This window comes from Janthinobacterium sp. P210005, from assembly GCF_036231865.1.
GTDB lineage: Bacteria > Pseudomonadota > Gammaproteobacteria > Burkholderiales > Burkholderiaceae_D > Janthinobacterium > Janthinobacterium kumbetense.
The window spans coordinates 1694908-1720525 of the sequence record NZ_JAZARC010000001.1; the positions used below are offsets into that span (position 1 = coordinate 1694908).

Sequence of the window (25618 nt, forward strand, 5' to 3'; positions counted from 1 at the left end):
CCGCCCGCCGCCGCCAGCCATCCCCGAACCACCCAAACGAGAGCCAGAAGCCATGAGCCAACCCCAAAATCCAGACCAGGTCGACGTGACGGCGCCCGCCGGTGTCGCGCAAGATGCCGTCCTGCCCGCCCCGCCGCCCGTGCGCCACGCGGAACTGAAGGCGGCCATTTTGCTCGTCTTCATGTTCGTGCTGGTGGTCGGCTCCGTCGTCTACCTGATGTATGCGCGCGGCGCCTTCGAAGCGACGCAGACGCTGGTGCTGACGGCCGACGATTCGGACGGCGTCGGCGTGGGCGCCGACCTGACCTTTTCCGGCTTTCCCATCGGCCGCGTGCAGCGCATCGAGCTGGCGCCGGACGGGCGCGCCCGCGTCATCATCGACGTGCCGCGCAAAGATGCGCACTGGCTGCGCACCAGCTCCATCTTCACCCTGGAACGGGGCATCGTGGGCGGCGCCAAGTTGCGCGCCTACAGCGGCATCCTGACGGACCCTCCCCTGCCTGACGACGCCACGCGCGACTTGCTGGTGGGCGACATGGCAGCGGAAATCCCCCGCCTGCTGGCCGCCGCCAAGGACTTGCTGAACAACCTGGGCAACCTGACGGGCAGCGATTCCGCGCTCGACGGCACCATGCGCAACGTGCAGGCCGTGACGGGCAAGCTGAGCGGTCCGGGCGGGGCCATGGGCTTGCTGACGGGCGACGACAAGCAGTCGCGCCTGCTGATCGAGCGGGCCAACGCCCTGCTGATCACGGCCGACCAGCTGGCGCGCCGCACGGATGGCCTGGTGGCCAATGCCGATACGCGCGTCTTCGGCGACAAGGGCGTGATGACGGATGCGCAGGCAACCATCGTGCAGCTGAACGCCCTGCTGGCCGACACGCGCAACAGCCTGAAAAAAGTCGACGCCGTGCTGGTCGAGGCGCAAGCCGTGGGTGCCAACGCCAAGGCGGCCACGGCCGACCTGGGTCCGCTGCGCGCGGATGTGGAAAGCAATCTGCGCAAGGTCGAGCAGCTGGTCAATGAAATCAACCGCAAATGGCCATTCAAGCGCAATCCGGAGATCAAACTGCCATGATAAATATCAATATCCTCCGGCCTGCCCTGGCCGCGCTGTTGTCCGCCGCGCTGGCCGCCTGCTCCAGCGGCCCGCCCGTGCCGGACTGGAAAATGAATGCGCAAAGTTCAGTCGAACGGTTTCAAGCGGCTTACCTGAGTGGCAACGCCCTCGTCGAACAGACGGAATTCCGGCGCGCCCGCAGCCAGGTGGCCGGCACGGGCAAGCTCGATCTGGTGGCGCGCATCGAACTGCTGCGCTGCGCCACGCGCGTGGCCAGCCTGGCCTTCGAGGACTGCGCCGGCTTTGACGCCCTGCAAGCCGACGCGACGGCCGCCGACCGCGCGTATGTGGCCTGGCTGGCCGGCAAGGCGCAAACGGCCGACGTCGCCCTGCTGCCGGAAGCGCAGCGGGCGGCCGCCGGTGCCGGCTCGGACACGGCCGCCGCCAGCGCCGTGGCCGCCATCAAGGACCCGCTGTCGCAGCTGGTGGCGGCCGGCGTGCTGCTGCGCGCCAGCCGCGCCACGCCGGAGCTGCTCGATACGGCCGTCGCCACCGCCTCGGACCAGGGCTGGCGCCGTCCGCTGCTGGCGTGGCTGGGCGTGCAGCGCCTGCGCGCCGAACAGGCGGGCGATACGCAGGCGGCGCAGCGCATCGCGCGGCGCATGGCGATCGTCGAGCAGCCGCTGGCCCCCTGAGCGCGCCGCTGGCGGCCCAGGGCAGGCAGAATCAGGCATAATCGAGCGGGGATGACATCAAGGCCGTGCAGGCAGCGAGGTGTGACGATGCAGTTCGAGGATTTCGACCTTTCCACTCCCGATACCGGCCGGCATGCCGGGTCGGCGCCTGGCGATGACGCCTCGGCCGCCACGGCCGTGCGCCTGCAATACCTGCTCGACAATACCCCCTCCATCATCTATTGCACCGTGCCCAGCGGCGACTTCAAGATGACTTTTGTCAGCAACAATGCCTTGAACGTGCTGGGCTACCAGCCCGAGGAAATGGTGGCCGACCCCAATTTCTGGTTCGACCACATCCACCCCGACGACGCCCCCGGCATCTTTTCCAGCCTGGCGCAGATCTTCGTCGAAGGCGCGCGCGCCTATGAATACCGTTTTCGCGTGCGCGACGGCAGCTATCTGTGGATGCACGACAGCCTGCGCCTCGTGCGCGACGAGCACGGCGTGCCGTTCGAGGTCATCGGCTCGCTGACGGACATCACGGAACGCAAGCGCATGGAAGCGATGCTGCAGGCGCGCGGCGAAGAGCAGCAACTACTGATCAGCAAGCTGCAGGAAGCGCACGACCAGCTGCTGCAATCGGAAAAGATGGCGTCCATCGGCCAGCTGGCGGCCGGCATCGCGCATGAAATCAATAACCCGATCGGCTTCGTCAATTCGAACATGAGTTCGCTGCAAGGCTACGTCGGCACCCTGTTCGACGTCATCGCGCAATACGAGGCGGCAATGGGCGAGCCGCTCGATGGCCCGGCCCTGGTCGCGCGCGTGGCCCAGGTGCGCGCGCAGGCTGACCTGGCCTTCCTGCAGGACGACATCGGCGACCTGGTGCGCGAATCGATGGATGGCCTCAAACGCGTGCGCGACATCGTGCAGGCGCTGAAGGATTTTTCCCACGTGGGCGAGACGGACTGGCAAGTGGCCAGCCTGCATGCGGGCCTGGACAGCACCCTGAATATCGTCGCCAACGAATTGAAATACAAGGCGCGCATCGAAAAACACTATGGCGAGCTGCCGCCGATACTGTGCCTGGCCTCGCAGCTGAACCAGGTCTTCATGAACCTGCTCGTCAACGCGGGCCAGGCCATCGGCAGCGACGGCGTGATCAGCATCCGCACCGGTCATGCGGACGACTGGGTATGGGTGGAGATCGGCGACACGGGCGCCGGCATCGCGCCCGAGCACCTGAACCGCATCTTCGAGCCATTCTTCACCACCAAGGCCGTGGGCAGCGGCACGGGCCTGGGCCTGTCGCTGTCGTACGGCATCGTCAACAAGCACGGCGGACGCATCGACGTGGCCTCGGAAGTGGGCCGCGGCACGCGCTTTACCGTGCACCTGCCGCTGCAGCCGCCGGGCGCCACGAACGCCTAGGCGTCTTTCGGCGGCGCGTACACGCGGATGCTCAGGCGCCCGCCATTCTTGCTTTCGAAGTCGAGCAGCTGGCTGATCACGCGGGCCGTCAGCACGTGTTCGGCCGCCAGCAGCATCAGGCCGTCGCGGCTGATCAGGTCGCGCGACAGCACCATGCCCGGCTCCAGCTGGCCCGACAGCACCGTCAGGTCGCGCGCCGGCGGTTCCGTCTCTTCCATGATGCCGCGGAAAGCGGCCACCACGGCCGGGTCGTAGCGCTTGCCGACGCTGTCGTAGATCAGGGTGCGGGCTTCCTCGGCGCGCAGGCTGCGCTGCACCATGGCGCCGATCTGCAAGCCGTCGTAATCGGACGCCAGCGCCAGGATGCGCGCGCCCAGCGGAATGGCCAGGCCCACCAGGCCATCGGGAAAGCCGCCGCCGTCGAAGCGCTCGAGCTGTGAGCGCAGGATCACGGAGACGGCGCGCAATTCCTCCAGCGCCATCAGCAGCTGTTCGGCGCGCAGCGGATGCTTGCGGAACGCGGCCAGTTGATCTCCCGTCCAGGCGCTGGCAGGCAATTCCAGCACGTCGTCGCTCAAGCTGAGCTTGCCGATATCCTTGAGCAGGGCCGCGATGAACACGTCGCGCGCCTCCTGCCCTTCCAGGCCCAGCGCCTGCGCCAGCTTGCGCGACAGCTCGGCCACCCGCCGCGCATGGCCGGCCAGCTTGCCGCCGCGCATCTCGATCAGGTTGGAAAACACCTTGATGGTCGTCACGAACGTGGCCTTCAGGCGCTCGTTGGCCGCCTGCACCTCGTCGTGCGACAGTTTCAGCTGCTGCGTGCGCGTGGCCACCTTCGCTTCCAGGCTGGCGTTGAGCGCCTGCAGTTCCACGTTCTGGCTGGCCGTCAACGCTTCCAAGCGCCGTTTTTCCTCTTCCAGCGCGCGCCGTTCCAGCGCGTGGCGCACCACCAGCACGATATCGTTCTCGTCCCAGGGCTTGGTCACGTAGCGGTAGATCTCGCCCTGGTTGATGGCGTCGAGGATGGACTGGATGTCGGCATAGCCGGTCAGCAGCAAGCGCATGGTGCCGGGCCAGCGCCGGCGCACCTGGGCCAGGAATTGCGCGCCATCCATGTGCGGCATGCGCATGTCGGAGATGACCAGGTCCACCGTCTCGTTATCCAGCAGGGCCAGGCCGGCCGCGCCGCTCTCGGCCGTCAGCACGCGGTAGCCGTGCGGGCGGAACAGACGGCGCAGCGACGACAGGATATTCGGTTCGTCGTCGACGCACAGGATGGTGGGCGGCGCGGTGCTGGCGCTGGTGCTGATGCTCATGCTGTCCTGTTCGGTCATGGTGTGACGGCCTGCGCCTGGCGCACGGGCAAGGTGATGCGGAAGGTGGTGCCGCGGCCGATGACGCTGCGCACGTCGATGCGGCCATGGTGTTTCTGCACCGTCGTGTAGGCCAGCGACAGGCCCAGCCCCGTGCCCTTGCCGACGGCCTTGGTGGTGAAGAAGGGGTCGAAGATGCGCGACAGGTGTTCGGGCGCGATGCCGCCGCCCGTGTCCTCGACCTCGATCCACACTTCCGCCGCGTTGTCGCTGCCCGTGCGCAGGGTGATGCGTCCGCGCGCCTCGCCCATGGCGTGGGCCCCGTTGACGACCAGGTTCATGATCACCTGGTTCAGCTCGGAAGGCTGGCATTCGATATCGGGAATGTCGGCATATTCGCGCACCACGTCGGCCTTGTACTTGACCTCGTTGTTCACGATATTGAGCGTGGTATCGATGCCCTGGCGCAAATCCGCCCAAACCCACTCCTGGTGCGCGTCCGTGCGCGAAAAATCCTTCAAGTCCTGCACGATGCGGCGCACGCGCGCAATGCCTTCCTTCGACTCGCCCATCAGCATCGGTATGTCGGTGCGCAGGAAGTCCAGGTCGATCTGTTCGCGCAGCGCCCGCAGGCGCGCCGCCACCACGGGGTCGGCGACGGCCGGCTCGGCTTCCTCATAGGCGTCGAGCATGGAAAACAGGTCGTCCAGGTAGCCTTCCAGCGTGCCGACGTTGGAAAACACATAACCGATGGGATTGTTGATCTCGTGCGCCACGCCGGCGGCCAGCTGGCCGATCGAGGCCAGCTTTTCCGACTGCAGCAGCTTTTGCTGGGCCAGCGACAGCTTGCTGTTCAATTCCGTCAGGGCCAGGTTGCGCTCGCGCAACTCCAGATCGGCGATCTGGCGCTGGCGGATATCGTCGGCCAGGCGCTCGTTCATTGCAGCCAGCTGGGCCGTGCGCTTGGCCACCAGATGTTCCAGGTTGTCGTGCGCCTTGCGCAGCGCCAGTTCCGCCAGGCGCCGCTCGCTGACGTCGCGCAGGGTTTCGATGGCGCCCACCAGGCAGCCCTGGCGGTCGCGCAGGGGCGCCGCCGTGAAATGCAGCCAATGGCCGTCGGGGCCGATATCGGCAAAGAAATCCTCGGCCTCAAAGGCGCCGGGGATCACGGAAGAGCGCTTCAGCTTGCCAAGATAGAGTTCATTTTCGCCGAATGCGATATCGTCGGCCACCAGCAAGTCGGCCAGGCAGGCGCGCGGCTGCGGATAAAACGCCTTCCAGTGGTCGCGCGTGCCGACCATCTCGGCGGCCGTGAAGCCCGTCAACTGTTCGCAGGCGCTGTTCCAGTGCGTGATCACGTGGTCCGTGTCGATGGCGAACGTGGCCACGGGATGGCCGTCGAAAAACGCCGACAGTGCGATGGAATCGGTCTTGCGGCGTTCCGGCTTGGCCGGCAGTGCCTGCCCTGCTTCTGTGTCCATGGCCTCTGTCCTGTTCATGCCAGCATGATCCGCGACATTTCATCGAAGGTGTGTTCCGTTTGCCGCAGCAGCGCCAGCCAGGCCGGCTCGTCCAGGGCGACGCTGCGCCAGCCCGTGGGCGACAGGGGCGGCACGAGCGCATCGTCGACGCCGGCCAGGTCGAGCGCCAGGGCGACGGCATTGGCCAGGTGCACGGCCAGCGGCAAGCCGCCCGCGTCCAGGCGGTCGATGGCGTGATGGTCGGCCACCGCCTGCTGTATCGCGGCGGGAAACTTCCAGTAGGCGGCCAGGGCGCTGCCCACCTGCGCGTGATCGATGCCGATGACGGCCAGTTCCGCCTCGGCCATCTGGCAATCCTGCGCCTGGCGGTGGCTGCGCACGAGCGCGTGCTCGGCCGGGAAGCGCGTCACCAGCACCAGGGTACCCAGGTCGTGCAGCAGTCCCGCCGTGAACGCCGTTTCGGGATTGACGCGCAAGTGCGGCGCCAACAGGCGCGCGGCAATGGCCGTGGCCAGCGAGTGGCGCCAGAACGCCTGGAAATCGAAGCCGCCGCTGACGGGCGCGAAGCTGCCCGTCAGGGCGCAGGCCGTGACGACGGTGCGGATGCTGTGAAAGCCCAGCACGGAAACGGCTTGCGGAATGCTGGTGACCTTCGATTGCATGCCGTAGAACGAGGAGTTGGCGATGCGCAAGGTCTTTGCGGCCAGGGCCTGGTCCAGTTCGATCTTTTGCGCCAGCACATGCACGTCCGTGTCGTCCTGGTCCATACTCGACAGCAGTTCCAGCACCACCACGGGCAGCGAAGGCAGTTCCTGTATCTGGCGGATGATGTGTTCAAAACTGAGGCGTGTCATGCCGCGCCCCCCTGCCGGTAGCGCTGCAGCAGCGTCAGCAGTTCCGCACCCGCGGAGTCGGGCGGCGTGGCGCGGAACAGCACGGCCAGCCGTTCCAGGCGGCGCGCCCGTTCCTGCTCGGCATGCGCCTGCGCGGCGGGGTCCGGCTCCTCGTCCATGACGACGTGGCAGCGCTCCACATTGCGCCTGCGCAAGGCCGTCAGGTTCGCCGCCGTCAGCGTGGCGCCCTGGGCCAGCAGCACGGCGCCGCTGGCGTCGTTCAAGGCTTGCGCCAGCACCATGCCTTCCTGCGCCTGCTCCATGGAAATCTCGCGTCCGCATGTACTCATGTACCCGCTCCATGACGACTCAGGGTGACCAGGCTGCCGCGCGAGCGCGAATGCAGGCCCATGGGATGGACGGCCACGACATACGGCTGGCCATCGATGGCGGCCAGGCGGGGCGTGGCCTGCCCGTCGAACAGCTGCGGCAGGACGATCGCCGCCTCGTTGCCCAGCAAGGCCGCGCCCCGTTCGAACAGGCTGGCGGCCGCCCCGTTGATGAAGGCGATCATGCCGTCCTCGTCGAGCCCGATCACGGGCAGCGGCAGGAATTGCAGCAATTCGCGCGCGATGCCCAGGCTGACTTCATCGCGGCTGATCTGGTGCTGCTGCTGGCACACCAGCGCCTGCATGGCGGCATTGGCCGCGGCCAGCGCCTGGTTGACGTCGCGCAACTGCGCATTCAGGCGCACATTGTCGTCGTCGATGCCCTTCAGGCGAAACGCTTCGGCGATATGCTCGCGCAGCTGATGGTCTTCCCAGGGCTTGGTAAGAAACTTGAAGATGGCGCCCTCGTTGACGGCGTCCGTGACGGCCTGCAGCTCGGTATATCCCGACAGCATGATGCGGATGGTCTGTGGACACAGCAGCTTGGCCTTGCGCAGGAAGTCGGCGCCCAGCATGCCGGGCATGCGCTGGTCCGACACGATGACGTCGACGGCATGGCTGGCCAGCACTTCCAGCCCTTCCTGGCCGCTGGCGGCCGTCAAAATATGGTAACCGTCGCGCCGCAGCAGGCGCTTCAGGGAAGCGAGGATATTCGGCTCGTCATCGACCAGCAGCAAGGTGCGCGGCGGCGCCACGGCGTCCGCCGCCACAGTCCCTGGCATACCATGCTCATCGTGCACATCCATCGGACCATCCTCTCATCGCCGCGGCGATATCGGAGCTTGCCTGGAGGGGGGATTTGCCGCGCAGGAGAGTCTTGCGCGGCAGCCAGCCTGCCTTGAAATTATACGACTAAATATTCCTCTATGGCACTTATCCGGCATTTATCCGGCACTTATCCGCGCCGTGCCGGACACGGCGTGTCGCGGTAAAACACAAAGCCGCCCAGGCCGATGGCTTGCGTGTCGGCTTTCACGGCGTACACCAGCGTGTTCCTGGCCGCCTCGACTCTCAGCAGGTTCTGGTGCAGCACCGTTTGCGCGTGCGCCAGTTCCAGCGATGGGGTCGGCGCCAGCTGCAAACGCAGTTCGGACGTGGCCCCATCATAGGCCCAGCGGCCCGGATTGAAGAAGGCGAAACCGCCGTCGAAACGCAGGCTGCCATCCTTGAACTGGGTCAGGCAAATACCGGGAAATTCGCTGGGCGGGTTGTACCAGGTGGCGGCCACGGCGGCATCGGCCGGCGTCTTGCCCGGCATCTGCATGCCGGACGTGCCGTGATTGCCGCCCATGCCGGCGCAAGCGGCCAGCGCCGCGAGGCAGGCGGCAGCGGCCGCCCGTTTGATCATGATCCTGTGCATGCACGTCCCCTTGCTTTATAGAAACACAATCTTAGTCCGGGAAACGTGGCCGTTCAAGCGGCTAGCGCACATAAGGTGGATTTAATTGCCTTCGGCCGCCTTCGCCGCCAGGGCCGCCGCTTCGCGCAATTTGTCCTTTTTGCTCTTGCGCGCACCTTTTACGCCGCCGTTGACCGTATCGGTGACGGGATTCACGGGCGTCGGCAGCTCCGTCGGCTCGAAACCGGCCACCACTTCGCGCACGATGCGCAAGTCGTTGCGGTTTTCGATCAGGCGGAAATGCGCTTCCGTATCGGCCGACACGAAACTGATGGCCGTGCCGCTTTCGCCGGCGCGGCCCGTGCGGCCGATGCGGTGCGTGTAGTCGACGGCCGAACGGGGCAAGTCATAGTTGACGACGGCCGGCAGGCCGGCGATGTCGATGCCGCGCGCGGCCACGTCGGTGGCGACCAGCACCTGCAAGCGGCACGCCTTGAAGTCGGCCAGCAGCTGGCTGCGCGTGCCCTGGCTGAATTCGCCGTGGAAGGCGCCCACGTGCAAGCCCGCGCGCTGCAGCTTGTCGGCCACGTGTTCGGCCGCGTACTTGGTGGCGACGAACACCAGCACGCGCTCCCACTGCTGCTGCAGTATCAGGTAGCGCAGCAGCTGCGTGCGGCGCGGCACGTCGACCGTGATGGCGCGCTGCACGATGTCGGGCTTGTCCTGCGGTTCGGACACCACTTCGATGCGCACGGGTTCGCTGAGCAGGCCGTCGGCCAGCGCCTGCACGTTGTCGGGGAAGGTGGCGGAGAAGAACAGGTTTTGCCGCTGCTTGGGCAGCAGCGCCAGGATGGCGTTGATCTCTTCGCTGAAACCCATGTCCAGCAAACGGTCGGCTTCATCCAGGACGAACAGCGACACGCCGCCCAATTTGACGGCATTCTGGCGCACCAGGTCCAACAGGCGGCCTGGCGTGGCGACGACGATATCGGCGCCGCCGCGCAAATCCATCATCTGCGGATTGATCGACACGCCGCCGAACAGCACGGAAATCTTCAGTTTGATCGGCAGCGGCTTGGCCAGCGCGTGCACCGTCTGCCCCACCTGCGCCGCCAGCTCGCGCGTGGGCACGAGGATCAGCGCGCGCACCTGGCGCGGGCCGGAAACGGGCGCCATCAGCGCCTGCAGCAGCGGCAGCGCATAGGCGGCCGTCTTGCCGGAACCCGTCTGGGCCGCGCCCAGCACGTCGCTGCCGCGCAGGATGGCGGGAATGGCGGCCGCCTGGATGGCCGTCGGCGCGGCATAGCCGGCCTTGTCGACGGCGCGGACCAGGGCGGGAATCAGACCCAGTGAGGAAAATGGCATAGCGGGCCTTCTTATTATTTAGTCATGAAGTGAGACCGGCCGCAATGTGCGGCCGGTCGGGATAGCGACAGTATAAAGCAATGACAGATAACGCCCAACCAAGCCTACTGCGCGTCGGCATAGGCGGCCTGCGATGCTCACTGTACTAAAGTACAGTTCCGCTTCTCGACCACCTCTTCCTTCCGCTCGCTACGGTTTGGTTGGACGTTGTGCTGCAAGTTGATTACTGCCTGGGCATTTGCAGCTTCGGGTGGCCCGTTTCATCGTAGCCCGGCATGCCGCGGCGGATCGCATGCGAAAAGTCCGCGTCGTCGTTGGCCGCCCGCGCGCGCGCCGTGACGTGGCCGCCATCGCGCAGCTGCTGGAAGGTCTGGCCGGGCACCAGGCCCTTGACGTCGAACAGGTAGCGGTCCAGGTAGCCCGAAGCCATCAGCCGGTAGTCGAGCGGCAGGCCCGGCACGATGCGGCGCACCATCTCGAAGACGATGGTGGTGCAGTTGGCCGTCAGGGTGTTGTAGAACTGCGGCTGGTTCTTCAGCGATTGCGCTTCGTCCAGGTAGGCGAGGAACAGCGAGCGCATGGCCGCCTTGGGCATCATCACGCGGTACAGATGCATGTCCTCGCCCCGCGCATTCGTGCGCACGCGCAGGATGTCGCGCTCGTCGGCGGCGATCAGGCTCATCTCGAAATGCTTGAAAAAGCCGCCGATGGCGGAAAAGCTCTCGCCCTTTTCCTTGCGGATTTCGATGGAAAACGTCAAAAAGCGCCCGTCCGCAAAGCCGAACGAAATCAGGGTATGCGCGATGTACGGCCCCGTCCAGTACGACAGCGCCGTGTCCACCGTGCGCAGCTCGTCGAGGTCGTAGCTGCGCTGTTCCCACTTGACCGTGTAGTCGTCGTCGCTGCGCCAGTCGAAATTGCGCACATTGTCCAGCGTGACGGTGCTGCCCTTGACCGTGCCCGTGACGTTGCGCGCCACGTCGTCGGCCCACACGCGCTGCTGCTTCGGCGTGATCAGGCTCCACCACAGGAGCAGCAGGAGAAAACCGGCCGCATACGGCAGCAGCACGCGCGCATCGCCGCGCGTCCACCACAGCGCGATGCTGGCCACGCCCAGCGCGCCCCACAGCAGCGCGCCGATGGCTTGCGCGGCCGTGCCGCCGGACAACTGGTACCACAGCACCAGCGCGCCCCACAGTGCGGTCAACAGGAGAATCAGGGAAACGGCCATTTTGCCGATACTGCCCAGCACGGAGCGGGCACGATGTGATAAGAAAGTCATGCCGCAATTATAGGGCCAAGCGCAGGAACAGGTACGTTCAGGCAAGTACCGCGGCAACAGGCCCCGACAGCGCAATCATTGCTTGCCTGCTAATTTATTTCATGAGAGCATATTGCCAAAATAAAATGTATAGACAAGGCGGCCTGTCATGGCGGCGCCTTGGCTTTCCCAGGAGATACCTTGCAGCCCCCTTCCCTGTACGCCCTTGCCGGCAGCCTCAATTCCCTCTTCATCGTCGTCAGCCTGTACGGCCTGTGGTCGCAGCTGCAAAAAATCTGGCAGCGCAAGCGCGATGCCGGCATCGGCGCCGGCAAGACGACCGACATCCTGTCCATCAACCAGTTCACCGTCAGCTTCCTCGCGTATTGCGCGTTCTTCGTGTACGGCTACTCGATCACGCCGTTCAACCACTACATCGTCTGGCCCCGCCTGGTCGCCTCGCTGATCGCGCTGGCCATCCTGTATGAAATCCACCGCGACCGCCGCAGCTTGACATCGCGCAATGCGCTGCTGGCCTGCGCGCTGCTGCTGGGCGCGGGCATGGCGGGGCTGGCCTTCGGCCCCACCTTCAGCGATGAAAAGCGCGTGATCTCGCAAGGCCTGCTCGTCGCCGTCACCGTGCTGCTGGCGCAGGGCTACGCGCACCAGATCCGCTTGATCTGGCGCTCGGGCAAGACGGGCGCCGTGTCCCTGAAAATGAGCCAGTTCATCCTCGCCATGGATGCCAGCACCATCTTCTTTGCCTGCGTCATGGGATTATCGACAGGCTGGCCCCTGCTGCTGCTGGCCTGCGTCAGCGCCACGACCAAGCTGATCATCATGTGGCTGTTCCGCTGGGAAAAGAGCAGCCCCGCCGCGCAGATGAAACGCCAGGCGCCGGCCTGAGCCTACAGCCCGCTCAGCGCGCGCATTTCCGCATACAGGTTCGCCTTGCCCTCGAAGCCGATGCCGACCAGGTCCGGCATGGTGATGTGGCCGTTTTCGACGCGCACGCCGTCGGGGAAGCCGCCGAATGGCTGGAATAAATCGGGATACGATTCATTGCCGCCCAGGCCCAGGCCGGCCGCGATATTCAGGGACATCTGGTGGCCGCCATGCGGGATGCAGCGGCTGCGCGACCAGCCGTGCTGCTGCAGCATGTCCAGGGTGCGCAGGTATTCCACCAGGCCGTAGCTGAGGGCGCAATCGAACTGCAGCCAGTCGCGGTCGGCGCGCATGCCGCCGTAGCGGATCAGGTTGCGCGCATCCTGCATGGAAAACAGGTTCTCGCCCGTCGCCATCGGCTTGTCGTAATAGCTGCGCAAGGTCGCCTGCAGCTCGAAATCGAGCGGATCGCCCGCCTCTTCATACCAGAACAGGTCGTACTGGCGCAGCGCCTTGGCGTAGGCGATCGACGTGTCGAGGTCGAAACGGCCGTTGGCATCCACGCACAGCTTCTGGCCATCCTGCAGCACGTCCATGATGGCGTCGATGCGGCGCAAGTCTTCGTCCAGCGAGGCGCCGCCGATCTTCTTCTTGACCACGGTGTAGCCGCGGTCGACATAGCTGCGCATCTCGTCCTGCAGGGCGGACAGGCTCTGGCCCGGGTAGTAATAGCCGCCGGCCGCATACACGAACACTTGTTTGTCCGGCACGCCCGTGCCATGGCGCTCGGCCAGCAGCTGGAACAGGGGCTTGCGCTCGATCTTCGCCACGGCATCCCAGATGGCCATGTCGATGGTGCCGATGGCTACCGAGCGCTCGCCGTGGCCGCCCGGCTTTTCATTGGTGTACATGCAATCCCATACCTTGTGCGGGTCGAGATTGGCGCCGTCATCCGTCACGAGGCTGGCGGGATCGGCGTCGAGGATGCGGGGAATGAAGCGCTCGCGCATCAGCATGCCCTGGCCGTAGCGGCCATTCGAATTGAAGCCGTAGCCGACGACGGGCTTGCCGTCGCGCATCACATCCGTGACGACGGCCACCAGGCTTAACGTCATCTTGGTGAAATCGATGTAGGCGTTGCGGATGGGGGAAGAGATGGGGATGGTCTTTTCGCGGATCTCGACGATTTTCATGCGGGTCTCCTGTGCTTGAATGGTGACGCCAGCTTAACCGCGATATACAGTCGTATAATCGATAGCAGTTTAAACCATTCTTCACTTGAAGTTAATAATGAAAAGCGACGCCACCACGGAAATGGCCTTCTTTGTGCTGCTGGCCAAGCTGGGCAGCCTGTCGGCCACGGCGCGCGAGCTGGGCATCACGCCGCCCGCCGTCAGCAAGCGCCTGCAGCTGATGGAGCAGCGCCTGGGCGTGCGTTTGCTGAACCGCAGCACGCGGCGCATCAGCCTGACGGGCGATGGCGAAAGTTATTTGCAGCAGGCGCGGCAGATCCTCGACGATATCCGCGCCATGGAAGAGTCGCTGGCCAGCGGCAGCGCCGAACCGCGCGGGCTGCTGCGCGTGAATGCCACCTTGGGTTTCGGCCGCACGGTGATCGCGCCCCTGCTGTCGCAATTCGCCCTGCGCCACCCGCAGCTGGAAGTGCAGCTGCAATTGACGGACAGCCCCATCAACCTGGTCGAGCAGGCGTACGACCTGGGCATCCGCTTCGGCGACTTGCCCGACACGCGTTTGTCGGCGCGCAAGATCATGTCGAACCGGCGCTTCCTGTGCGCCTCGCCCGCCTACCTGCAGGCGCACGGCACGCCGCGCACCCCGGACGAGCTGGCGCAGCACCGCTGCATCGTGCACCGGCAAAACGATGACGCCTACGGCATCTGGCGTTTGAGCAAAGGGCGTGCCACCCACACGGTGAAGGTGCGCGGCACGGTGGCCAGCAACGATGGCGACGTGGTGCTGGGCTGGGCCCTGGACGGGCACGGCATCCTGCTGCGCTCGGAATGGGACCTGGCCCGCTACCTCGACAGCGGCCGCCTGCGCGTGGTGCTGGACGATTACGCGCTGGCGCCGGCCGACCTGTACGCCTATTATCCGAGCCGCCACCAATTGCCCGCCAAAGTGCGCGCTTTTATCAATTTTCTCATCCAGCAGCTGCAGCCGGACGCGGCTACCGCAGGCAAATCGGGTTACACTACAATATTGCGATATGGCAATATTATGAAGGAGTAGGTTTTGCTAGTCATACTCGGATTTCTCGTCGTGCTGTTTTCCGTCTTCGGCGGCTTCGCCATGCAGGGCGGCCATTTGGCGGCCCTGTTCCAGCCGCTGGAACTGCTGATGATCGGCGGCGCGGCGCTGGGCACCTTCTTTGTCGGCAACGACGCCAAGGCCATCCGCGCCACGTTCGCGGCCATCCCCACCCTGTTCCACGGCTCGCAATACACGAAGGCCCGCTATATGGAACTGATGGGGCTGATGTATGAAATCCTCAGCAAGATCCGCAAGGAAGGCTTGATGTCGGTCGAGGACGATATCGACGACCCGTACCGCAGCCCCATCTTCGTGAAATACCCGTACACGCTCGGTGACGAGCACATCCTGGAATTCATTACCGATTATCTGCGCCTGATGGTGTCGGGCAATATGGATGCCTACCAGATCGAAAACCTGATGGATAACGAGATCGAGACGCACCATGAAGATGCGGAAATGCCGATCCAGACGATTTCGCAGCTGGCCGACGCCATGCCCGCCTTCGGCATCGTGGCCGCCGTGATGGGCGTGGTACACACGATGGCCTCCGTCGGCTTGCCGCCGGCCGAGCTGGGCGTGCTGATCGCGCAGGCGCTGGTGGGCACCTTCATCGGCATCCTGCTGGCCTACGGCTTCATCGCGCCGCTGGCCAGCTTGCTGCGCCGCAAGCACCATGAAACGGCAAAGATGTACCAGTGCGTGAAAGTGACCTTGCTGGCCAGCCTGAACGGCTATGCGCCAGCGCTGGCCGTGGAATTCGGCCGCAAGGTCATTTCCGCCACGGAACGCCCCTCGTTCAGCGAACTGGAAAACCACGTGCGCCAGGTGCGCACGAAGAACTGATACGGCCTGTTCCGCTTGCTCGGCGCGTCAAGCTTCCGGCGCCGTCCAGACCAGGTTCCACAGGTGGCCATCGATATCTTCGAAGCCCTGGTCATACATGAAGCCATGGTCTTCCGGCGGATGCGGTATGCGGCCACCGGCGGCCTTGGCCCTGGCGATCAGGCTATCCACCTCTTCCCGACTTTCGCAACTGAGGCAAATGACCACTTCATTGGCCTCCTTTGCCTTCGCCACCGGTTTGCCGATCAGGGACTGGAAGAAGGTTTCGGTCGTCAGCATGGCCTGGATGGTGTCGTCGACGATGTTCATGAAGGCCGCGTTCTCGCCGCTGAAGCGGGAATTGAAGGTAAAACCGAGGGCGGAAAAGAAGGCCCTGGATTTCTCCAGGTCCTTCACGGGCAGGTTGAGGATGATCTGTTTGTTCATGGCGCTTCCTTGTTTCCCTGGTGAAAGTGGAATGGGCAACCGGTGCGCCGTCCCGGCGACGGGTGGCGGCATACCAAATTGACACGCTGGCGAAAAAAGAACCCCTCCAGAATATCAACAAATGACAAGGAAAGGCGCAGACCATGCTCAGGACTTGCCGCCGAGGCTGGCGGCGCCGCTGGCGCGGGCCAGGCTTGAGCGTGCGCCAGCCACCGCGCGCAGGCGCTCTTCAAGGTAGGCGCTCACGCGGGGATGCTGGCTGAAGGCGACGTTGAAGCGGATGTGCTGGTCGGGCGTGTCGTTGGCCGAGAACGCGGCGCCGCGCATCAGCAGGATCTTGTTGCGGTAGGCGTCCTGCACCAGCAAGTCCACGTCCAGCCCTTCGGGCATGCTGCCCCACAGGAAAATGCCGGCGTCGCCGGGTTGCTCGAACAGCACGCCGGCCGCGCTCAATTGCCGCGTGCTGGCGTTGCGCGCCACCATGATCTTGCGTTGCAGCCGCTCCAGGTGCTTGCGCAGGTTGCCGGCCTTGAGCACTTCCAGCAAAACGTATTCGTTCAGCGCAGGCAAAGTCATGATGGCGTGGATCTTGGTGCGCATCAGCAGCTTGAGCAGGGCGGGCGCCGCAGCCAGGTAGCCCATGCGCAGGGCCGGGCTCAGCGCCTTGCACAGGCTGGAGTAGTAGATCACGCCGTCCAGCCCGGACAGCGATGCCAGCCGCGTGCTGTGGCCGGGCTGGAAATGGCCATGCACGTCGTCTTCAGCGATCAGGAAGCCATGCTGCTGCGCCATGATCAGCACCTTGTGCAGATTGGCGGCGCTGCTGCTCCACCCGGTGGGGTTGTGCAAGGCCGTCTGCACGAACAGCAGGCGCGGACGGTGCGCGCGGCAGGCAGCTTCCAGTTCGTCCAGGTCGAGGCCATCGGGGCGGCGCTTGATGGGCACCAGGCGCACGCCGTCCTGGCGCAGCCTGCCGAACATCAGGAAGTATCCGGGGTCTTCCACCAGCACCGTATCGCCGGGCTGCAAAAACGTGCGGCAGATCAAATCGATTGCATGGGTGCCGCCGAACGTGGTGAGGATGTGGCTGGCATCCGCGGCGACGCCGATGCCGCGCAACAGCAGCGCGATCTGCTCGCGCAGTTCGGCCAGCCCTTGCGGCGGACAGCGCGAGGCCATGCCGGCCGCGCTGCGCGCCAGGCCGCGCTGCACGGCGGCCGCCGGCAGCGCATCCTGCAGCCAGGTGGGCGGCAAGGCGCCGCTGCTGGCCAGCAGCACGCCCGGCCGCTGGTCGTTCACTTGCTGGCTCAGCCAGACCGGCTCCTGCTCCTGGCCAGCTTCCAGCGCCACCTCGTCGGGAATGGCGCTGCCGGCGTCAGCTGGCGTGCAGACGAAGAAGCCCGTCGTGCCGTGGGTATCGATGACGCCTGCGGCCACCAGCCTGTCGTACGCCACCACCACGGTGTTGGTGCTCACCGCGAGCTGCGTGGCGAGCTGGCGGATCGACGGCAGCCTGGTCCCGCCGGGCAGGACGCGTTGCGCGATCTGCTGGCGCAATGCGGCCTCGATCTGCTGGAACAGGGCGATGGGCGAGGAGCGGTCGATGGCGAACATGGGTGGCAGTCTAGCGCAAAAACAGCACGGCGAGGACCAGCAGGACGGCCCCCATCGCCAGATTGAAGATGCGCTGGTTGCGGGGCGCTTTCAGCACGCTGCGGATCGAGACGCCGAACAGCGCCCACATGGCGTTGCACGGCGTGCCCACCACGGTGCCGATCGCGGACACCAGCAGCGCGCTGGCGAGCATATTGCCCTGCGCAGGCATGAAGACGGACGCCATGGTGACCGCCTTGAGCCAGCTCTTGGGGTTCAGCGCCTGAAACAGCGCCGCCTGCGCAAACGACACGGCCTTCGGCGCGCTGCTTCCCGCCACCGAGGCGCCGGCCAGCTTCCAGGCCAGGAATATCAGGTACAGCGCGCCCGCGATCCGCAGCACCTGCTGCGCCATCGGGTACGCGACGAACACGCTGCCCAGCCCCACGCACATGAGCACGGTCTGCACGAAGATGCCGGCCTGGATGCCGAGGATCACCGGCAGCGCACCGCGATAGCCGAAATTGGCGCCGGTGGTGGCCAGCATGACGTTATTCGGCCCGGGCGTGGCGGACATCACAAAGCAATAGCTCATCAGGGGCAAGAGTTCGGTCATGGCAGGCAGTCGCAGCGTGGAGAAGGCCCCAGTCTAGAAGCGCGGCACGCCAGGGACAAGGCACAAGGCGACGGATACAAGCACATGCTGTATCAGTCGAACGACTGCTACAGCGGCCCCCCGCCCGGACAAGCATGCGGAAAGCTCTGCTCGCGGCCTGAAGCAAACACCGTCTGCGTCAGCCCGGGGAATCGATGCGTTTGTCCAGCGGCTTCGCGTGGAGGGCATCGGCGGCCCGATCCACGAATTGCCTCACGTCCCCCACCTCGGCAAACAAGCCGGCATAGGCCGCCCGTATCAGCACCGTGCACTGCCCGAATTTCGCCAGCTGCGACAAACCCTCATCAGTGGGCATGAATATCCGTCGCCGGGCATCATTGTCATCGTTCCGATGCTGTATCAGGCCCAGGCGGAGCAGCTTGGGTATCTTTTGCATGACCAGCTGGTGCGAATGTCCGAGTTCGCGCGCCAGGTCCGAGGCGGAGGCCGTGCCGAGCGTCGCAAGAACAGTCATCAGCGAACACGAACGAACCGGGATGACGATCCCCATCGTGTCGAAGACGGTCTGGGATTGCTCAGCGATCAGGACGCTCAGCCGTTCGACGGCGCGGCCGAGAAACACGGCGTCATCGATCGCGGCCGGGTGAGGTGTCTTCTCAGTCAAGGCGCTTGTACCTCTGGATGCCGCCGTCCTGGTTCACGCGTTCCAGCGCCGTCACTTTCCCGCGCGAAACATTCAAGCGGTATCGAAAATCCGACACGCCTTCCACCGCGAACAGGTCGGGACCGATCGGCTCCAGCGCGACCCGAAACCGGTCGCGCCAGATAATGTAGAGCGTGCCCTTGTCCAGGACGATCTGGCGGCCTTCATATTTTCCGGCGGCTTGCGTCAACAGCCCGGCATCGACATGCGGGCGCTCGATCGCTGCCGTCAAGCTGGGGAGCAGCCAGGCAAGTTCGGTTCGCCTGGCGTCATCGGTCTTCGCCAGATGTTCAAGCGCCAGCTTGTGCGCCAGAGGCAACGCGCGGATGGACGGGCTTGGAATATCGGGTTGCACGCCGGTTCCTTCGAAATCGCCATGCTCCACGGGATCCTGGATCTGGCCGATCGGCACTTGCACGAAAAAATCGTCGTTGAGCGGCTTGCGGGCCACCGGATGCGCACCGCCGGCGGTGCGCTCCCCGATCAGTGTCGCTCGCCCGAGCTTCTTCATCGCATAGGAAAACCATTCTGCGGAGGAAAACGACGTGGAGCCGGTCAGGATATAGACGGGCTTGTCCACCATGCGCTTGCCCGGCAAGCCCGGCAGCACCCATTGCCCGCGCTGGATACGCTTGCCATCCTCGTTATAGTAATAGTCGAAGAGCAGCTGGTCTTTCTCGCTGGAGAAGAAATAGCTCGCCAGAAATTGCGCCATTTCCAGATGCCCGCCATTGTTATAGCGCAAATCGATGATGAGGGCGTCCGTATTGCCGACGAAGCGCATAACGGACGCCGCCGTATCATGGGCAAGTTCCGGATCGGCAAAATAGCTGAAGCGTAGATAGCCGATATTTCCCTTCAGGCGAGCGACCTCGTCGAAACCGAAATTGGTCTCCTCCAGCCTGCTCAATTCTTCTTTTCGTATCTTGGCCTTGAGCGTCGGGTTGGCCTTTGCCTTGTATTCCGCGATCCATGCTGGGTCGGCGCCCACGAAGAAATGCAGGTCGCCGCTGACTTTGACGAGGTCGTCCGTCAGCTTGCCCGCAAACTCTGCCTGCGTCGTCGCCGAGTCATAATCGCCCTTGGTCAGATGTTCCTGAAGCACCGGCGCAATTTTTCTTGCGATGTCCGGAAACGCATAGTTTGCATTCAAGGTGCTATTGAGGGAGGCGATGATCTCGCTCTTTTCATTGCGCGAAAGGCCAGGCTCCCCGGCAAAGGCGCCCGGTGCGCACAGGATGGACAGCGCCGACAGCGCTTGAAGCAGACATAAGTGATAACGCATTCTGATGTTCCCTCCCCTCGGTGAAATCCAATCATACAATATATTGCGCAACATATTGCAGAAAAATCAAATCACCTCGATGAGGGAAGCAGACAACCTCCGCTTCCGTCCGATCTGCTCTCGCCAGAAGGAGGCTTCGGCCAGCGCTGTCAGATTCAACGCTTCAGTGGCAGCCTCCGGCCGGCCATCGTCATTCGCAGCTTCCGCCGATACGGGACCGTCGCAATGATTCAGTGCACCACGTCGCTGCCTTCAGGGCAAGCTGGCGGTTCCATCCCGCGCTGCACGCCCCGCTGCGCGCCCTCTTCCTGCCATCTACGGGGCCGGCGCCGTCTCGTCCGGGCAGCTGACCTCGTCCTCCGGCGTATACAAAGTCATCGGCACGCGCTGGCCATCCACTTCCAGCTCGCGCACCTTCGGCGGCACCAGTTGGAACTGGCCCGCTTGCAGCTTCTCGCGCAGGGGCTTGCAGCGCAGGGCATCGGTGGGGATTTGCCCGCGCGCCGTCCAGCTGCCGTCTTCTTTTTCCGCCAGCAACACCGACGAGGCGCGCGGATCATTGCTGATCAGCAACACGTCCTGCTTGCCGTCGCCATCGAAATCGAGCAGGTAGGCGTCGCACTGCGGCCCTGCCCGCTTCAGGCAGGCGGGCAGGCGCCAGGCCGGGCCCACTTGCGTCCAGTCCTGACGCAGGAAACTGTCCGGCAGCTTCGCCGTCGCCGGACGCAGGGTCAGGTTGATCGACACGTCGCTCAGCGCGCCCGTCTCGTCGAGGCGGTTCTGGCGCTTGAGCATGGCGTCGGCGCGCGCCCGCACGATGGCCGCATCCGGGCCCGTCGTGCGTTTCGTCAATTCCTGCAGGGCCGCCTGGCCATAGCGGGCGCCCTGGAAGCGCAGGTATTCGAAATCGAACTTGTCCACGCCAACCTTGCCGCTGTCCAGGCGCGCCATCTGGCTGGCCACGGAAATGCGCGCCGGGTCCGCCAGCGGCGAGAACAGGGCGAACAGCACCAGCAGGGTCACAAAGGCGGTGGCCACGTTGACGTTGGCGATCAGGTGCAGCCAGTCGCCATACTTGCTGGCCGCCCAGGCATAGCCGGCCGCGTAGCAGGTGGCGACCAGCAGGCAGGCGGCCGCGATCAGGCGGTCGGACGTCCAGCCGTGCGACATCACGCGCAAGGTCAGCGCATAGATGGCGATGCCCACCACCCACGGCAGCAACAGGCAAGCCAGGCGCGTGCCCAGGCGGATGCCGCGCGCCACGCCATGGCCCACTTCGCCGTTCTGGAAGGCGGCATTGATCAGCACCACCAGCACGCCGGCCATGCCCAGCAGCACGGACGCCGCATGGCGCGTGGCCCACAGGCGCTCGAAGCCGATGAAAGGCAAGGTCAGCAGGAAACCGGAGACGAGCACGGCGGCGATCGGCATCAGCCACGACAACAGCACCAGCAGCAAGGTGCGGATGCCGCGCACGATGGATGGGCGCACGTCCGTGATGTGGATGGCAAATGAAAACGCGAAGCAGATGACGGGGATCACGAACCAGGCCTGGCCCAGCAGCTTTTTCAGGAAACTGAGCTTAATCAGCAGGAACAGCTGCCCGCCCAGCCACAGCACCAGCCACAGGCCCAGCACGAACAGCAGGGAAAACAGCAGCTGGATACCCAGCTTCCAGGCGATTTCAAAGTAGGTCGGGTAGCGGGCGATGCGCTGGCCATCCTGGGCGCTGGCCAGCACCAGCGCGTGGGCGATATAAAACCCCACCACGCAAAAACCGAACAGCTGGGCCGAAATCACGCGCAGCGGCGCGCCCGGCTTGTAGTTGCCCCAAATCACGTGCTCAGCGCCACGCGCCACGTCATGCCAGGCCAGCACGGCCAGCACGACGGCCGCGCCGGCCATCCACAGGGCGATGCGCTTGAGGGACATGTGACCCAGGCTGGACACCAGCAGGATGGGCAACAGCAAGCTGATCAGCATCAACGGGCCCAGCAGATAGGCTTCCGTGGCGGGCCACACCTTGTCTTGCGCCGTGCTGTACAGCCAGTACAGCAGCAAGCCTTGCAGCAGGCCCGTCACCAGGCGCGTCACCGCGATGCGCGGCGCCACCACCGGATCGAGCAACGCCATGTTTTTTCCTGCGGCATCCTGCTGCATAGTCATTCCCTTAATAGTCGTTCATTGCAGTCATTGTTGCACTGCGAGCACGGCCATTATTGCATTTCGTTATCGTCATCTCAACAGCGATTCGCGCGCGCGCCCTTCCCGCCCACCCTCGCTGCGGCGCACCGGCAAGCTTTGCGCGAGACCCCAGGCCAGCTCCGGCACGAGGAACAGCCACAGCAGGGGCTGGCCCGTCATGAGCAAGGCCCACGCCATCCAGGTGGAAAACAGGTAGCGGGCCACGGCGTCGTAGCGGCCGAAGCGCGGCTGCGGATCGAGCATGCGCAGCACCGACCAGACCATCACCACGCTGCCCAGCAAGCTGCTGATGAGCAAATGCAAGGGTTCGAACACTGGCAGTGGCGCGCCGCCCAGGGCCAGGTTGATGGCGTTCAAGTGCTCGCGCAGCAGCAAAAACGTCCACGGCGTGGTAAACGGGGCAATCATGAGCACATCGTAAATGGCGCTGGCGCGCACCACGCGGCGGAAGGCGGAAACGGACAACATGGCAACTCCTGTGTATGGAAAGCATCCATTCTCAAGGCTGGAGTACACTCCATGGTCAAGCATTTTATGAAGGAATATTTCCATGCAGATCGGCGAGATGGCGCAGGCGACGGGCTTGAGCCGCGATACCCTGCGCTTCTATGAAAAGCGGGGCTTGCTGCGCGCGCGGCGCGGCGCGAATGGCTACCGCGACTACCCGCCCGAAGCGGCGGACTGGCTGCGCTACCTGCGCACGGCGCAGCAGCTGGGTTTTACGCTGGCGGAAATCGAGGCCGACATGCCGCTGCTGGCCGGCGCAGGCGATCCGGCCATGGCGGACCTGCTGCGCGCGGCGCTGGCGCGCAAGCTGGCCGACATCGATGCGCGCATCGCCGGCTTGACGCAGCTGCGCGGCGAACTGGCGCGGCGGATGGAACCGCAGGCGGCCGCCTGTCCATTGCAGGGAGATGCCGATGCAGCACCAGCTCCCTGAAAAACAAAAACCGCCTGGGCATGGCCGCAGGCGGTTTTGACGTGGCGCAAGGCTGGAATTACTTGGCGGCCTTGCGGCGGCGCAGGAAACCCATCAGGCCCAGGCCGGCCAGCAGCATGGCGTAGGTTTCCGGTTCCGGCACGGCGGCCATCACGGAAACATTGTCGATCACGGCGCCCGAGTAATTGTCGAACGGCGTACCGGCCTTGGCGGCGCTGGCAAACGACAGGGTCGCCAGGCCCGTGGAAGCGGCCGTGAAACTCAGTGTATTGCTGTACAAGGTATTCGAGGCGGCGGCCGTCGAGTAGAAATCCCCCACCACGCCACCGAAATTGACGCTCACGCCCTGGCCTGCGGGGCCGCCGGAATTGCGCGCCATGTCAAAGGTCAGGCTGTACGTCTGGCCGGCAACGACGCTGAAATTTTGCGACAGGAAACCCGGACCCGGCGTACCCAGCAAATCGACGCTGTAGCCGTTGATGGCGTTATACGCATTGCGGATCAGGTCGACGGAACTGGCGCCCACGGTCCAGCCCGTGATGGCCGACGAACCGCTGTTGACGACTTTAAAGCCGCTGTCGAAGGTATAGCCGGAAGCAACTGTTTCAAAATTGCCATTCGTGATCAGGTTGACGGGGCTGGCGCTGGCGGTGCCGGCAGCAAACAGGGCGACAACGGCTGCGATGGTGGCGATTTTCATGAGTTGATTTCCTTGCCTTATTAGCATTAAAGTTACCTTAAGTGAAATCATATCTCAGCCAGGATGAAAATCCAAGAACTTTGCAAAAATATATTTAATGTGAGCAATTTGCAACGTCTTCAGGCGCCCTCGCCCCTTCCTCCGGAGCGCGACAGCTCAATCAAGCTCTTGCCGCGCCACCAGGATGCCATCCGCATCGGCATAGATCCAGTCGCCCGGATGCACGGCCACGCCGCTGATCTGCACGCGCACGTCGCGCTGGCCGGCGCCCGTCTTGTTGCTCTTGCGCGGATGCGTGGCCAGGGCGCGCACGCCGATCTGGCAGACATTGATTTCCTCGCTGTCGCGGATGCAGCCATCGACGACGATGCCGGCCCAGCCGTTGCTTTCGGCCAACACGCCCAGCTGGCCGCCCACCAGCGCGCGGCGCAGGCTGCCGCCGCCATCGATCACCAGCACATGGCCCTGGCCCGGCGTTTCCAGGGTGCTGCGCACGAGGGCGTTGTCTTCGAACACGTGCAGGGTGGTGGCGGGGCCGCTGAAGCGCACGCGCTGGCCGAAGGCGCGGTACACGGGCGGCAGCACGGCCAGGGTGCCGTCGTCCAGCATGGCTGCATAGTCGTCGCACAGGTCGGTGGTGGCAAAGGTCATGGGGATTCCTTTCGTGGCAGATGGCAACGATTCTATGCCTTTTGCAGCGCCGCGGCACGTGTTTTGCCGCCCACGCCCACGGCCGTGGCGATCGCCAGCGCCTGGAACAGGCCGATGAAGACGAACAGCATGGCCGGATGGTCGCCATCCATCAGCGCGCCAAAGAACAAAGGACCCACGGCCAGGCCGCTGTCGAGGCCCGAATACACGACGCCGTACACGCGCCCGGTGGCATTCTTCGGCGCCGCCGCGCGTATCATCAGGTCGCGCGACGGTCCCGCCACGCCCGACATCAGGCCGATGGCGCCCATCAGCACCACCGCGCCCCAGGCCGGCACGACGGCCATGGCCAGCAGCACGGCCAGCAGCGCGGCGGCGGCAAAGGCGATCGCCACGTTGCGGTCCGGCTGCTTGCTGCGCGCGCCCACCACGCCGCCGGCCAGCATGCCCACGGCCGAGGCCAGCATATAGGCCGTGTAGGCGCTCGTGGCCAGCGCCAGGCTCATGCCGTACAGCTTGACGAGGGCCACGCTGGCAAAGCTCTGGATGCCGCCCAGGGCGATGGCGGTAATGAAGAAGAAGGCAAAGCACATCCACACTGCCGGCAGGCGCAGGAAGTCCAGCGTGCCTTCGCCGCCGGCGGCCTGGCCCGGCGCCGCCTGTTTCACGGGTTCGGGGCGGATGGCGTGGCGGTTCAGGAACAGGATCAGCAGCACGCCGAACGGCAGCACGGCCGCGCATTGCAAGGCCACCCGCCAGTCGTAGTTGGTGGCGACATACGTCATGAACAGGGGCGCCAGGGCCCAGCCGATGTTGCCGCTGATGCCATGCACGGAAAAGCCGTACGCCACGCGGGCCGCCGACACGCGCTGGTTGAGGATCGTGTAGTCGGCCGGATGGAACACGCTGTTGCCCATGCCGGCCAGCATGGCGCCCAGCATCAGCGCCGCATAGCTGTGGGCGGTGGACAGGGCCAGCGCCGACACGCCCAGCAAGAAAATGCCGGAAAACAGCACGGCACGGGCGCCGAAACGGTCGACGACGAAGCCGGCCAGCGCCTGCCCCACGCCCGAGATGATGAAGAATACCGTCATCAGCAAGCCCAGTTCCGCATACGACAGGTCGAAGGCGGGTTTCAGCCAGACGAACAGGGCCGCGAGGATCAGGTGATAAAAGTGCGACACGCCATGCGCCAGCCCCACCAGGCCGATGACGCGGGCATCGCCGCGCAAGGTGGGAAGTCCGGATGCCGAGTTAGTTGTTATCATGTCATACCCTGTCTTATACT

The 25618-nt window shown here is 64.8% G+C and carries 26 protein-coding genes; 7 read left to right on the forward strand and 19 right to left on the reverse strand.

What is annotated here, in order from left to right:
* Nucleotides 1-52: 52 nt before the first annotated feature.
* From VPH40_RS07440 to VPH40_RS07450, 3 genes are all read left to right on the forward strand, one after another.
* Complete coding sequence (locus VPH40_RS07440; RefSeq protein WP_328573110.1) at nucleotides 53-1078, forward strand: MlaD family protein; 1026 nt, start codon at nucleotides 53-55, stop codon at nucleotides 1076-1078.
* Nucleotides 1075-1755: a hypothetical protein gene (locus tag VPH40_RS07445; RefSeq protein ID WP_328573111.1), complete on the forward strand. Its 681-nt coding sequence runs from the start codon at nucleotides 1075-1077 to the stop codon at nucleotides 1753-1755. Before VPH40_RS07440 ends, VPH40_RS07445 begins: the two co-directional genes overlap by 4 nt.
* Before the next feature lie 87 nt (nucleotides 1756-1842).
* Nucleotides 1843-3168, forward strand: a complete 1326-nt coding sequence (locus VPH40_RS07450; RefSeq protein ID WP_305058957.1) for an ATP-binding protein — start codon at nucleotides 1843-1845, stop codon at nucleotides 3166-3168.
* On the opposite strand, the gene VPH40_RS07455 is transcribed toward VPH40_RS07450, so the two are convergent.
* The 8 genes from VPH40_RS07455 to VPH40_RS07490 form a co-directional block, all read right to left on the reverse strand.
* Complete coding sequence (locus VPH40_RS07455; RefSeq protein ID WP_328573112.1) at nucleotides 3165-4502, reverse strand: HD domain-containing phosphohydrolase; 1338 nt, start codon at nucleotides 4500-4502, stop codon at nucleotides 3165-3167. The genes VPH40_RS07450 and VPH40_RS07455 overlap by 4 nt on opposite strands.
* Complete coding sequence (locus tag VPH40_RS07460) at nucleotides 4499-5962, reverse strand: ATP-binding protein (protein ID WP_328573113.1); 1464 nt, start codon at nucleotides 5960-5962, stop codon at nucleotides 4499-4501. Before VPH40_RS07460 ends, VPH40_RS07455 begins: the two co-directional genes overlap by 4 nt.
* 14 nt (nucleotides 5963-5976) lie before the next feature.
* On the reverse strand, nucleotides 5977-6816 hold the full coding sequence (locus VPH40_RS07465) for an HDOD domain-containing protein (RefSeq protein WP_099667234.1): 840 nt from the start codon (nucleotides 6814-6816) through the stop codon (nucleotides 5977-5979).
* A complete protein-coding gene (locus VPH40_RS07470) occupies nucleotides 6813-7145 on the reverse strand; it encodes a hypothetical protein (RefSeq protein ID WP_305062371.1) in 333 nt (110 codons plus the stop codon). Before VPH40_RS07470 ends, VPH40_RS07465 begins: the two co-directional genes overlap by 4 nt.
* The gene (locus tag VPH40_RS07475; protein WP_328573114.1) at nucleotides 7142-7966 is read right to left on the reverse strand and encodes a response regulator; all 825 of its coding nucleotides are present in this window, start codon (nucleotides 7964-7966) and stop codon (nucleotides 7142-7144) included. The genes VPH40_RS07470 and VPH40_RS07475 overlap by 4 nt, the downstream gene beginning before the upstream one ends.
* Nucleotides 7967-8139: 173 nt before the next feature.
* On the reverse strand, nucleotides 8140-8604 hold the full coding sequence (locus tag VPH40_RS07480; RefSeq protein ID WP_289910749.1) for a hypothetical protein: 465 nt from the start codon (nucleotides 8602-8604) through the stop codon (nucleotides 8140-8142).
* A gap of 81 nt (nucleotides 8605-8685) precedes the next feature.
* Nucleotides 8686-9948, reverse strand: coding sequence for a DEAD/DEAH box helicase (locus VPH40_RS07485; RefSeq protein ID WP_328573115.1), 1263 nt, complete (start codon nucleotides 9946-9948; stop codon nucleotides 8686-8688).
* A 223-nt stretch (nucleotides 9949-10171) separates the two neighbouring features.
* The gene (locus VPH40_RS07490) at nucleotides 10172-11230 is read right to left on the reverse strand and encodes an Lnb N-terminal periplasmic domain-containing protein (RefSeq protein WP_328573116.1); all 1059 of its coding nucleotides are present in this window, start codon (nucleotides 11228-11230) and stop codon (nucleotides 10172-10174) included.
* Nucleotides 11231-11410: 180 nt separating this feature from the next.
* Between VPH40_RS07490 and VPH40_RS07495 the strand changes: the two genes are divergently transcribed.
* Complete coding sequence (locus tag VPH40_RS07495) at nucleotides 11411-12115, forward strand: hypothetical protein (RefSeq protein ID WP_328573117.1); 705 nt, start codon at nucleotides 11411-11413, stop codon at nucleotides 12113-12115.
* A gap of 2 nt (nucleotides 12116-12117) precedes the next feature.
* On the opposite strand, the gene VPH40_RS07500 is transcribed toward VPH40_RS07495, so the two are convergent.
* Complete coding sequence (locus VPH40_RS07500) at nucleotides 12118-13287, reverse strand: mandelate racemase/muconate lactonizing enzyme family protein (RefSeq protein ID WP_328573118.1); 1170 nt, start codon at nucleotides 13285-13287, stop codon at nucleotides 12118-12120.
* 97 nt (nucleotides 13288-13384) lie between these two features.
* On the opposite strand from VPH40_RS07500, the gene VPH40_RS07505 reads away from it, so the two are divergent.
* Nucleotides 13385-14344: a LysR family transcriptional regulator gene (locus tag VPH40_RS07505; RefSeq protein WP_099667227.1), complete on the forward strand. Its 960-nt coding sequence runs from the start codon at nucleotides 13385-13387 to the stop codon at nucleotides 14342-14344.
* A 3-nt stretch (nucleotides 14345-14347) separates the two neighbouring features.
* Nucleotides 14348-15211 (forward strand): flagellar motor stator protein MotA, encoded by an 864-nt coding sequence (gene motA, locus VPH40_RS07510; RefSeq protein ID WP_077406831.1) that lies wholly within the window; start codon nucleotides 14348-14350, stop codon nucleotides 15209-15211.
* 27 nt (nucleotides 15212-15238) lie between these two features.
* Here the strand turns inward: motA and VPH40_RS07515 are convergent, their stop codons facing one another.
* The 7 genes from VPH40_RS07515 to VPH40_RS07545 form a co-directional block, all read right to left on the reverse strand.
* A complete protein-coding gene (locus VPH40_RS07515; RefSeq protein ID WP_305052671.1) occupies nucleotides 15239-15637 on the reverse strand; it encodes a VOC family protein in 399 nt (132 codons plus the stop codon).
* Between the two features lie 147 nt (nucleotides 15638-15784).
* Nucleotides 15785-17251 carry an aminotransferase-like domain-containing protein gene (locus VPH40_RS07520; RefSeq protein ID WP_328573119.1) on the reverse strand — a complete coding sequence of 489 codons (1467 nt, stop codon included), beginning with the start codon at nucleotides 17249-17251 and terminating at the stop codon, nucleotides 15785-15787.
* 10 nt (nucleotides 17252-17261) lie between these two features.
* Nucleotides 17262-17846 (reverse strand): LysE family translocator, encoded by a 585-nt coding sequence (locus tag VPH40_RS07525; protein ID WP_328573120.1) that lies wholly within the window; start codon nucleotides 17844-17846, stop codon nucleotides 17262-17264.
* A gap of 178 nt (nucleotides 17847-18024) precedes the next feature.
* The gene (locus tag VPH40_RS07530) at nucleotides 18025-18510 is read right to left on the reverse strand and encodes a MarR family winged helix-turn-helix transcriptional regulator (RefSeq protein ID WP_305052673.1); all 486 of its coding nucleotides are present in this window, start codon (nucleotides 18508-18510) and stop codon (nucleotides 18025-18027) included.
* A complete protein-coding gene (locus VPH40_RS07535; protein ID WP_328573121.1) occupies nucleotides 18503-19834 on the reverse strand; it encodes a S41 family peptidase in 1332 nt (443 codons plus the stop codon). Before VPH40_RS07535 ends, VPH40_RS07530 begins: the two co-directional genes overlap by 8 nt.
* A gap of 315 nt (nucleotides 19835-20149) precedes the next feature.
* Nucleotides 20150-21967 carry a DUF4153 domain-containing protein gene (locus tag VPH40_RS07540; protein ID WP_305056311.1) on the reverse strand — a complete coding sequence of 606 codons (1818 nt, stop codon included), beginning with the start codon at nucleotides 21965-21967 and terminating at the stop codon, nucleotides 20150-20152.
* A gap of 102 nt (nucleotides 21968-22069) precedes the next feature.
* Nucleotides 22070-22507, reverse strand: a complete 438-nt coding sequence (locus VPH40_RS07545; RefSeq protein ID WP_289897248.1) for a hypothetical protein — start codon at nucleotides 22505-22507, stop codon at nucleotides 22070-22072.
* A gap of 82 nt (nucleotides 22508-22589) precedes the next feature.
* Between VPH40_RS07545 and VPH40_RS07550 the strand changes: the two genes are divergently transcribed.
* Complete coding sequence (locus VPH40_RS07550; RefSeq protein WP_328573122.1) at nucleotides 22590-22979, forward strand: MerR family transcriptional regulator; 390 nt, start codon at nucleotides 22590-22592, stop codon at nucleotides 22977-22979.
* A 58-nt stretch (nucleotides 22980-23037) separates the two neighbouring features.
* Here the strand turns inward: VPH40_RS07550 and VPH40_RS07555 are convergent, their stop codons facing one another.
* The 3 genes from VPH40_RS07555 to VPH40_RS07565 all read right to left on the reverse strand — a co-directional run bounded on the left by VPH40_RS07555 (nucleotide 23038) and on the right by VPH40_RS07565 (nucleotide 25598).
* Complete coding sequence (locus VPH40_RS07555; RefSeq protein WP_251351617.1) at nucleotides 23038-23679, reverse strand: choice-of-anchor C family PEP-CTERM protein; 642 nt, start codon at nucleotides 23677-23679, stop codon at nucleotides 23038-23040.
* 156 nt (nucleotides 23680-23835) lie between these two features.
* The gene (gene rraA, locus VPH40_RS07560; protein WP_035820358.1) at nucleotides 23836-24330 is read right to left on the reverse strand and encodes a ribonuclease E activity regulator RraA; all 495 of its coding nucleotides are present in this window, start codon (nucleotides 24328-24330) and stop codon (nucleotides 23836-23838) included.
* A 32-nt stretch (nucleotides 24331-24362) separates the two neighbouring features.
* A complete protein-coding gene (locus VPH40_RS07565) occupies nucleotides 24363-25598 on the reverse strand; it encodes an MFS transporter (protein WP_305062384.1) in 1236 nt (411 codons plus the stop codon).
* Between the last annotated feature and the right edge of the window lie 20 nt (nucleotides 25599-25618).

Excerpts from the sequence above, each read along its gene's own strand:
- VPH40_RS07440 (WP_328573110.1), top strand. The coding sequence starts at position 53 with ATGAGCCAACCCCAAAATCCAGACCAGGTCGACGTGACGGCGCCCGCC.
- VPH40_RS07445 (WP_328573111.1), top strand. The coding sequence starts at position 1,075 with ATGATAAATATCAATATCCTCCGGCCTGCCCTGGCCGCGCTGTTGTCC.
- VPH40_RS07450 (WP_305058957.1), top strand. The coding sequence starts at position 1,843 with ATGCAGTTCGAGGATTTCGACCTTTCCACTCCCGATACCGGCCGGCAT.
- VPH40_RS07455 (WP_328573112.1), bottom strand. The coding sequence starts at position 4,502 with ATGACCGAACAGGACAGCATGAGCATCAGCACCAGCGCCAGCACCGCG.
- VPH40_RS07460 (WP_328573113.1), bottom strand. The coding sequence starts at position 5,962 with ATGGACACAGAAGCAGGGCAGGCACTGCCGGCCAAGCCGGAACGCCGC.
- VPH40_RS07465 (WP_099667234.1), bottom strand. The coding sequence starts at position 6,816 with ATGACACGCCTCAGTTTTGAACACATCATCCGCCAGATACAGGAACTG.
- VPH40_RS07470 (WP_305062371.1), bottom strand. The coding sequence starts at position 7,145 with ATGAGTACATGCGGACGCGAGATTTCCATGGAGCAGGCGCAGGAAGGC.
- VPH40_RS07475 (WP_328573114.1), bottom strand. The coding sequence starts at position 7,966 with ATGCCAGGGACTGTGGCGGCGGACGCCGTGGCGCCGCCGCGCACCTTG.
- VPH40_RS07480 (WP_289910749.1), bottom strand. The coding sequence starts at position 8,604 with ATGCACAGGATCATGATCAAACGGGCGGCCGCTGCCGCCTGCCTCGCG.
- VPH40_RS07485 (WP_328573115.1), bottom strand. The coding sequence starts at position 9,948 with ATGCCATTTTCCTCACTGGGTCTGATTCCCGCCCTGGTCCGCGCCGTC.
- VPH40_RS07490 (WP_328573116.1), bottom strand. The coding sequence starts at position 11,230 with ATGACTTTCTTATCACATCGTGCCCGCTCCGTGCTGGGCAGTATCGGC.
- VPH40_RS07500 (WP_328573118.1), bottom strand. The coding sequence starts at position 13,287 with ATGAAAATCGTCGAGATCCGCGAAAAGACCATCCCCATCTCTTCCCCC.
- VPH40_RS07505 (WP_099667227.1), top strand. The coding sequence starts at position 13,385 with ATGAAAAGCGACGCCACCACGGAAATGGCCTTCTTTGTGCTGCTGGCC.
- VPH40_RS07515 (WP_305052671.1), bottom strand. The coding sequence starts at position 15,637 with ATGAACAAACAGATCATCCTCAACCTGCCCGTGAAGGACCTGGAGAAA.
- VPH40_RS07520 (WP_328573119.1), bottom strand. The coding sequence starts at position 17,251 with ATGTTCGCCATCGACCGCTCCTCGCCCATCGCCCTGTTCCAGCAGATC.
- VPH40_RS07525 (WP_328573120.1), bottom strand. The coding sequence starts at position 17,846 with ATGACCGAACTCTTGCCCCTGATGAGCTATTGCTTTGTGATGTCCGCC.
- VPH40_RS07535 (WP_328573121.1), bottom strand. The coding sequence starts at position 19,834 with ATGCGTTATCACTTATGTCTGCTTCAAGCGCTGTCGGCGCTGTCCATC.
- VPH40_RS07540 (WP_305056311.1), bottom strand. The coding sequence starts at position 21,967 with ATGGCGTTGCTCGATCCGGTGGTGGCGCCGCGCATCGCGGTGACGCGC.
- VPH40_RS07545 (WP_289897248.1), bottom strand. The coding sequence starts at position 22,507 with ATGTTGTCCGTTTCCGCCTTCCGCCGCGTGGTGCGCGCCAGCGCCATT.
- VPH40_RS07550 (WP_328573122.1), top strand. The coding sequence starts at position 22,590 with ATGCAGATCGGCGAGATGGCGCAGGCGACGGGCTTGAGCCGCGATACC.
- VPH40_RS07555 (WP_251351617.1), bottom strand. The coding sequence starts at position 23,679 with ATGAAAATCGCCACCATCGCAGCCGTTGTCGCCCTGTTTGCTGCCGGC.
- rraA (WP_035820358.1), bottom strand. The coding sequence starts at position 24,330 with ATGACCTTTGCCACCACCGACCTGTGCGACGACTATGCAGCCATGCTG.
- VPH40_RS07565 (WP_305062384.1), bottom strand. The coding sequence starts at position 25,598 with ATGATAACAACTAACTCGGCATCCGGACTTCCCACCTTGCGCGGCGAT.